Annotated in this window: 10 protein-coding genes; 4 read left to right on the top strand and 6 right to left on the bottom strand. The window is 70.6% G+C overall.

Annotation, left to right across the window (positions count from 1 at the left end):
* Positions 1-253 precede the first annotated feature (253 nt).
* Positions 254-673 (bottom strand): hypothetical protein, encoded by a 420-nt coding sequence (locus AB0M20_RS20640; protein ID WP_364300381.1) that lies wholly within the window; start codon positions 671-673, stop codon positions 254-256.
* Between the two features lie 95 nt (positions 674-768).
* Here AB0M20_RS20640 and AB0M20_RS20635 point away from each other — a divergent pair, with 95 nt between their 5' ends.
* Both AB0M20_RS20635 and AB0M20_RS20630 read left to right on the top strand, forming a co-directional pair.
* The gene (locus AB0M20_RS20635) at positions 769-1512 is read left to right on the top strand and encodes an NAD(P)H-binding protein (protein ID WP_364300379.1); all 744 of its coding nucleotides are present in this window, start codon (positions 769-771) and stop codon (positions 1510-1512) included.
* A gap of 17 nt (positions 1513-1529) precedes the next feature.
* A complete protein-coding gene (locus AB0M20_RS20630; protein ID WP_364300383.1) occupies positions 1530-2078 on the top strand; it encodes a YbaK/EbsC family protein in 549 nt (182 codons plus the stop codon).
* A 10-nt stretch (positions 2079-2088) separates the two neighbouring features.
* On the opposite strand, the gene AB0M20_RS20625 is transcribed toward AB0M20_RS20630, so the two are convergent.
* The 4 genes from AB0M20_RS20625 to AB0M20_RS20610 are packed head-to-tail and all read right to left on the bottom strand — an operon-like array spanning position 2089 to position 3847.
* Positions 2089-2355 carry a VOC family protein gene (locus AB0M20_RS20625; RefSeq protein ID WP_364300377.1) on the bottom strand — a complete coding sequence of 89 codons (267 nt, stop codon included), beginning with the start codon at positions 2353-2355 and terminating at the stop codon, positions 2089-2091.
* Positions 2352-2984: a DsbA family oxidoreductase gene (locus AB0M20_RS20620; protein WP_364300375.1), complete on the bottom strand. Its 633-nt coding sequence runs from the start codon at positions 2982-2984 to the stop codon at positions 2352-2354. Before AB0M20_RS20620 ends, AB0M20_RS20625 begins: the two co-directional genes overlap by 4 nt.
* Before the next feature lie 2 nt (positions 2985-2986).
* Positions 2987-3415: a SufE family protein gene (locus AB0M20_RS20615; RefSeq protein WP_364300372.1), complete on the bottom strand. Its 429-nt coding sequence runs from the start codon at positions 3413-3415 to the stop codon at positions 2987-2989.
* 9 nt (positions 3416-3424) lie between these two features.
* On the bottom strand, positions 3425-3847 hold the full coding sequence (locus AB0M20_RS20610; RefSeq protein ID WP_364300370.1) for a VOC family protein: 423 nt from the start codon (positions 3845-3847) through the stop codon (positions 3425-3427).
* A gap of 62 nt (positions 3848-3909) precedes the next feature.
* Here AB0M20_RS20610 and AB0M20_RS20605 point away from each other — a divergent pair, with 62 nt between their 5' ends.
* Both AB0M20_RS20605 and AB0M20_RS20600 read left to right on the top strand, forming a co-directional pair.
* Positions 3910-4836, top strand: coding sequence for a YafY family protein (locus AB0M20_RS20605; protein WP_364300368.1), 927 nt, complete (start codon positions 3910-3912; stop codon positions 4834-4836).
* Between the two features lie 26 nt (positions 4837-4862).
* Positions 4863-5657, top strand: a complete 795-nt coding sequence (locus AB0M20_RS20600) for an SMI1/KNR4 family protein (protein WP_364300366.1) — start codon at positions 4863-4865, stop codon at positions 5655-5657.
* A 19-nt stretch (positions 5658-5676) separates the two neighbouring features.
* Here the strand turns inward: AB0M20_RS20600 and AB0M20_RS20595 are convergent, their stop codons facing one another.
* Positions 5677-6519: an aminoglycoside phosphotransferase family protein gene (locus AB0M20_RS20595; protein WP_364300364.1), complete on the bottom strand. Its 843-nt coding sequence runs from the start codon at positions 6517-6519 to the stop codon at positions 5677-5679.
* Positions 6520-6586 lie beyond the last annotated feature (67 nt).

Genomic DNA, 6586 nt, shown 5'->3' with positions numbered 1-6586 from the left:
CCAACCCGACAACCACCGCAACCCGGCCCCACCAACCCCAACCCACCACCCACACCGCATGGCCGCCCACCCCGACGCGATGACACCGCAACGCGGCCAGCCGACAACCAAGCCGTCGACCCGACGACCACGGCAACCGGCCACACAAAGCCCAGCCCGCCGCACAGCCGCCCAGCCCAACGCGATGACAACGGCAACCCGGCCAAGCCACACAAAGGCGGCACCGACGAGCCTCAGGCCGTCGAGGAAAGAGTCAGGTGATGGGCGGCCGGGCCGTGAGCGGCGCGGCCGCGGAAGGCGCCGCCGGCGGTTCCGGCACGGTCTCCGTAGCCGCGGTGACCGTGCGGCGACGCTCCAGGACGAAGTAGCCGCAGCTCAGCGCGTACCCCAAAGAAAGCAGCACCCCCACGGCCCGCACCGACGCCGGCATCACGGCCAAGACCGTTGTGATCAGCGCGCCCGCCGCCCACGCCGCCAGCAGCACCGCGTTCACCGTGTCGTGGGTGGCCCAGCCGGCCATCGACCGGCGCGCCTGGCGCCGGATCTCTTCGAGCAGGGCGTGACCCATGCCCACCGTCAGCATCCCGAGCAGGATCGTGGCGAAGATCGAGTGCGCCCCACCGGCCACAGCCGCGACCGCTGTTCCGCCGGCGAGCAGGGCGAGGCCACTCACCGTGCCTACGCGTGCGCTGCGTCGCTCCCCCACACCCTCTGAGAGTCGGCAGGATCGGCCTCGGTCTGAGGCCGGGTTCGAAATAGGGTGGGCGAGTGATTCTCGTGACGGGAGCGAGCGGAACTCTGGGGTCCGCGGTGGTTCCGCGGCTGGTCGCGGACGGCCATGAGGTGCGGCCGATGAGCCGGCGGGCGCGGCCCGGGTGGGTCGCTGCCGACCTTTTGACGGGTACGGGTCTCCGCGAGGCGGTCGAGGGTGTCGAGGCGATCGTCCACTTGGCGTCGTCCCCCACGAAGACCCGCGGCACCGACATCGAGGGCACCCGCCGCCTGCTCGAGGCCGCCCGGGCCGCCGGCGTGCGACACGTCCTCTACATCTCGATCATCGGCATCGACCGGGTTCCCCTGTCGTACTACAAGATCAAGCTGGAGACGGAGGCTGTCGTCCGGGCGAGTGGCGTCCCGTTCACGGTGTTGCGGGCCGCCCAGTTCCCCTCGCTGATCGAGACGTTGCTCCGCGCGTCGAGCAAGCTCGGCCCGGTGCTGATCGACCGCCGCCTGGTCTTCCAGCCGGTCGCGGTCGAGGACGTGGCCGATCGCATCGCCGAGTTGCTGTCCGGCGGCGCCACGGGCGCTACCGAGCAGATCGCCGGCCCGGAACGTCTGACCCTCGAACAGCTGACGAAACAGTGGCTGGAGGCCCGCCACTCGCGCCGCCCGATCTGGCCGATCCACATCCCCGGCCGCTTCGGCCGTGAGATCCGCGCCGGCGCCTTGACCACCGATGCGTCACCGCGCGGCACCCGTACGTGGCGGGACTACCTGGCCGGACGGTATTGAGCGAGGATGACCTCGTGATGGGAAGCTTGAAGCTCGAACCCGCCCTGTCCCGGCTCGATCTGCTCGGCAAGCCGGTCGCGGCCGCCCTGGAGGTGTGGCCCCCCGACGCGCCCGTGGACGGTGACCAGGTCCTGGTCGCGCCGATCGACTCGGAGTTGGCGGACACCGCGGCGTTCTGCGAGGCCTACGACATCGGGCTCGAGCAGTCGGCCAACTGTGTGATCGTGGCCGGCCGCCGCGGTGAGGTCACCCGATACGCGGCCTGTGTCGTGCTCGCCACCACCCGCGCGGATGTGAACGGCGTGGTCCGCAAGCAACTGGACGTGCGCAAGGCGAGCTTCGCACCGATGGACGACGCGGTGCGGCTAACCGGCATGGAGTACGGCGGCATCACCCCGATCGGCTTGCCTCACGACTGGCCGGTGCTGGTCGACGCCCGCATCGGCGCCCAGCCCCACGTGATCATCGGCTCGGGCGTACGCCACAGCAAGATCGCCATCGCCGGCCCGGCACTGGGCGCGCTGCCGAACGCCGTGGTGATCGACGGCCTCGCCCGTTCCACGTGAAACCAGAAGATCAACTCTGGACGAAGCCGAGCTCATTGCCGTCGGGGTCGCGGATCGTGAACTTCCGAGTGCCGTAGGGCGTGTCGACGCTGGGCGCCGGCTCGTACTCACCCAGGGCGAACTGCGCGGGTCCGAGGGTGAAGTGCACGTACGTCGGTGCGGCCGGCGGCCAGTGACCCTCCGGCCGAACCCCGAACAGCTGCGCATACCACTCGATCGCCCGCGGGAGACTGCGCACGTTCACGCGCACATGGGTCAACCGCGGAACGGCCGTCATGACGGGATCGACTCGCGCCGGCGGATCTCGGCGAACGCCGACCGCAACACCGAGACCTCCTGGGCGCCCTGGACGGCGTAGCGCGCGTCGATCACGAACGTCGGCACGCTGGTGATGCCGAAGTCGCGCGCGGCCTGGAAGTCGGCGTTCACCTCGTCGGTGCCCTCACGCGTACTCAAAAAAGCTAGCGCAGCGGCCGCGTCGAAGCCGATCGAACCCGCCACCCGGCCCAGCGCAGCGTGCGAACCGATGTCCACGCCATCGGTGAAGTGCGCGACCTGCAGCGCCTCCAGCATCGCCGACTGGCGGCCCTGGGCCGCCGCCCACGCGATCAGCCGGTGGGCGTCGAAGCTGTTCGCCGCGATCGCCCGGTCAAAGTTGAGCTCGAGCCCGTCACCGGCCGCGATCGACCGCACGTGGCCGAACATCTGCTCCGCGCGGGCCGGCCCGCCGAACTTGGCGGCGAGCGCCTCCGTGAGCGGCACCGGCGCCAGCACCGGCGTCGGATCGAGTTGGAACGCCCGATAGGTCACCGTGGTCACGCTGTCGCCGCGCAGTGCCTCCTCGAGCCGGCGCTTGCCCAGGTAGCACCACGGGCAGACGATGTCGGACCAGACCTGGATGTCCATGCTTACTCCGACTGCTCGCGTACCTGACGCTTCAACCTGCCCAGGATCGCCGTCCCACCGCGGATCCGCAGCGGGCTGATCGCCTGGCCGAGCCCCATCTGTGCATAGAGATCGTCGGGCACCGCCAGGATCTCGCCGGGTGTCGCGTCGGCGAGACCCTCGGCCAGGATGCCGGCGAAGGCCCTGGTGGTCGGCGCTTCCGGCGGGCAGTCGAAGTACGTCCGGACCGTCTTGTCCGGCTGCACCTCGGCCCGCAGGAAGAACGCCGTCTGACACTCGGGGACCTGCTCCATGCCCTCATGGGAGGCGAGCCCGGGCGGCAGCGGCGGCACCGCATCGGAGAACTCGAGCAACATCTCGAGCACCACATCACGCGGCGCGGACGCGAACTCGTCGACGATCTCGGCCAGCTTCGGAGGCATGTCAGGCACGCTTCGACATTACTGCGGGTTCTTCACACCATCCGTGATCGCGACGTAGTGGGGGTTCGTCATGACGCCGAGCACGTTGCCGAACGGGTCGACCACCGACGCCGTCACGAAGCCGGAGTCGCCCTGCGGTGTGATCTTCTGGTACTCCTTCGCACCCAGCGCGAGCAGCCGTTCGACGGTGCCCTCCAGGTCATCGACGTGCCAGTGCATGATCGCGCCGCCCGGCCCGGCAACCGATGCGGCCGGCGCCCACCGCCGGTCGATGATGCCGAGTTCGGCCTCGAAGTCGCCGATCCGGAACTCGGCGTAGGCGAGCTTGCCGTCCGGCCCGTTGCGGTGGAAGTAGGCGTCCTGGCCGAGGAACTCGGCGTACCACTTCTCGGCCGCCTCGACGTCGTCTGCCCAGATGTTCAAAGTCGCGAAACCTCTCATGCCCGCAACGCTAGAGGTCACTGCGGAAGCTCCGGTTCCGCAAGTTCTGGCAGACTCGAGAAATGTTGGACACGTCGGTGCGCCTGCTTCGGTTGTTGTCGCTGCTCCAGGTGCGCCGCGACTGGTCCGGAGCCGACCTTGCGAGCCGGCTGGACGTGACGACGCGGACGATCCGCAACGACATCGAAAGGCTTCGGATCCTCGGGTACGAGGTGAGCTCCAGCACCGGCATCACCGGCGGATACCGCCTGGCCCCGGGCACGGCGATGCCCCCGCTGCTGCTCGACGACGACGAGGCGGTCGCCGTGGCGGTGGGTCTACGGGTCGCGGCGGGCGGCACGGTCACCGGGCTGGAGGAGACGTCCCTGCGCGCCCTGACCAAACTCGAGCGCACGTTGCCGGCCCGGTTACGCCACCGGCTCGACGCGTTCCGGGCCGCCGTGTCGGCACCCGGCACAATGCCCACTGTGGACGCCGAGGTGCTGAGCACCATCGCGGAGGCCTGCCACAGCAACCTGATTCTGCGCTTCACCCACCGCGACGCGGTGCGCCGAACCGAGCCGCATCGTCTCGTCTACACCGGCCGCCGCTGGTACCTGCTCGCGTGGGACCTCGACCGCGAGGACTGGCGCACCTTCCGCGCCGACCGCATCACCCCGCTGATGCCGACCGGCCCCCGCTTCACGCCGCGCGAGCCACCCGACGACGCCGCCCGCCACGTGGTCCGCGGCACCGGATCCCTGGCGTGGGCGCACCCGGCGCGGGTCCGGCTGCACGCACCGGTGTCGGCCGTCCAGCTCCCGGCCGCGGCCGGCCTGCTCACCGAGGAGACCGACGGGACCTGCATCTTCGAGACGGGCGCCCAGTCGCTGAGTAACCTGGTCGGGTTCCTGACCAGCCTGAACATCGACTTCGAGGTGCTCGACCCGCCCGAGCTGCGCGACCTGCTCCGCGAGCTGGCGCGGCGCTACACCGCGGCCGCCGGATAGATACCATCCCCGGCCATGGAGGTTCGATGAGCCCGACCACCGACGATCTGCTGCTCAGGGTCCCGCCGCCGGCGGCGCCGATCGACGCGCGGGGTGATTGGGCCGCGGTCGAGGCTGCGCTGGGCTGCGGCCTTCCGGCCGACTTCAAGATCCTGATCGAGAGGTACGGGCGCGGTGAGTTCGGCAGCCTCGCGTACGCGTATTCGCCCTTCGGCGACGGCGGGCCCTCGATCGTCGACGAGGCGAGCGTCGTCGACATCGAGGCCGAGGAGCGCGCGGAGTTCCCGTCGGACTACCGGTACCCGTTGTTTCCCGAGCCCGGCGGCCTCCTCGTCTGGGGTGGCACGAGCAACGGCGACCGGTTGTGCTGGCTCACCGAGGGTCCGCCGGACGAGTGGCCGGTGATCGTGTGGACACCGCGCGGCGCCTTCTACGAGCGGCATGACGGTGGCGCCGCCGCGTACCTGCTCACCGCGGTCGACCCGTGGTTCGACCAGCCCGCCGACCTGGACCACGTCTACGTGCGGCTGACCGACGGGCGGCTCGGCTACGACGAGCGGCTGCGGATCCTTCGCGAGGCGCTCGCGCCGACGGCCGACCGCGGCGGCTTCCGGGACGAGGACACTCGGCAGGACCACTTCGTGGCGACCGATCTCGGGTGGCGGCTGACCTACGAGACGGCGTACGGGCACCAGATCCGCGTCGCGTATCCGCCGGAGGACGTGGTGCGCGCCCGCGAGACGATCCTGCGCACCGCCTCGGCGATGGGCTGCCACGTGCTCTCCTCGAGGCGGATCGACGGTACGGCCGTCTGGGTGTGATCAGCCTGGTTTGGTTGGCTCAGGGCGCCAGCCGGCGGGCCACGTCCCAGAGGGGCGCCCACTCGTCGGCCTCGAGCACGCATCGGGCGAAGAGCCACTGCCGCACCCGCTGAGCGTCGAGGTCGAGCAACCCCGCCATCCGGTCCGCGAAGGCGCCGGGGTCGGCGAACAGCCGGTCGCGGAAGTTGAACATGTGCTGCGTCGGCTCGTAGGCAGGGTCGCCGAGGTAGGGCTTCGGGTCCACGACCAGCCACGGCTCGCGCTGGGCGGCCAGGACGTTGTCGGGATGCAGGTCGGTGCACAGCAGCACAGACCGGTCTGCCGTTGCGGGCAGTTCGAGCCAGGTCTCGAGGCCGGTGCGGGCGAGCCCGGCGTCCGGCGTACCCATCGGGTCGAAATCTCGCGCCCACATCTCGCACATCTGCCCGAGCGTCCGGAACGGATGCCCGAGCGCCGGCTCGATCCACAGCCGGGGCAGGATCCCGGCGACGATCTCGTCCTGCTCGGCGGGTGGCAGCGCCGTCCGCAACGTCGTGCCCGGCTCGCACGCCTCGAGCAACAATGCGCACGTCTCGCCGAACCTGTCGTCGGCCAGCAGCCGGACGGTGCCGCGCCCGTCCCAGGCGCGCAACCCGTCCGCCTCGTGCAGCGCCTCGTCATGCAGCCACCCCACCTTGAGCACCCGCCCGTCGCCGGCCGGCGCCACCCAGGACGCCGACCCACCGGGCCGGTAGGGCTCACCCAGCCGCAGGCCCCAGCGTGCGACCAGCTCGTCGACCACACCCGGCAGGCCGGCCACCCACTGCTCGACCTCGGGGTTATCCGCGGCCGTCAGCCGCAGGTTCTCTGGCACCTCGACCATTGCTGCGATCCTTTCCGGAGATGTCGGTCACTTAAGCGGCTGCGTCGAAATCCCGGTGTGGCCGGCC

This window comes from Actinoplanes sp. NPDC051633 (assembly GCF_040681735.1).
In the GTDB taxonomy this organism is placed as follows: Bacteria; Actinomycetota; Actinomycetes; order Mycobacteriales; family Micromonosporaceae; genus Actinoplanes.
Note: the sequence above shows the minus strand (reverse complement) of the source record. Positions and strands in the feature narration are given on the sequence as shown.

Coding starts and splice junctions, on each gene's coding strand:
- AB0M20_RS20630 (WP_364300383.1), top strand. CDS start 1,530: ATGGGAAGCTTGAAGCTCGAACCCGCCCTGTCCCGGCTCGATCTGCTC.
- AB0M20_RS20625 (WP_364300377.1), bottom strand. CDS start 2,355: ATGACGGCCGTTCCGCGGTTGACCCATGTGCGCGTGAACGTGCGCAGT.
- AB0M20_RS20620 (WP_364300375.1), bottom strand. CDS start 2,984: ATGGACATCCAGGTCTGGTCCGACATCGTCTGCCCGTGGTGCTACCTG.
- AB0M20_RS20610 (WP_364300370.1), bottom strand. CDS start 3,847: ATGAGAGGTTTCGCGACTTTGAACATCTGGGCAGACGACGTCGAGGCG.
- AB0M20_RS20605 (WP_364300368.1), top strand. CDS start 3,910: ATGTTGGACACGTCGGTGCGCCTGCTTCGGTTGTTGTCGCTGCTCCAG.
- AB0M20_RS20600 (WP_364300366.1), top strand. CDS start 4,863: ATGAGCCCGACCACCGACGATCTGCTGCTCAGGGTCCCGCCGCCGGCG.
- AB0M20_RS20595 (WP_364300364.1), bottom strand. CDS start 6,519: ATGGTCGAGGTGCCAGAGAACCTGCGGCTGACGGCCGCGGATAACCCC.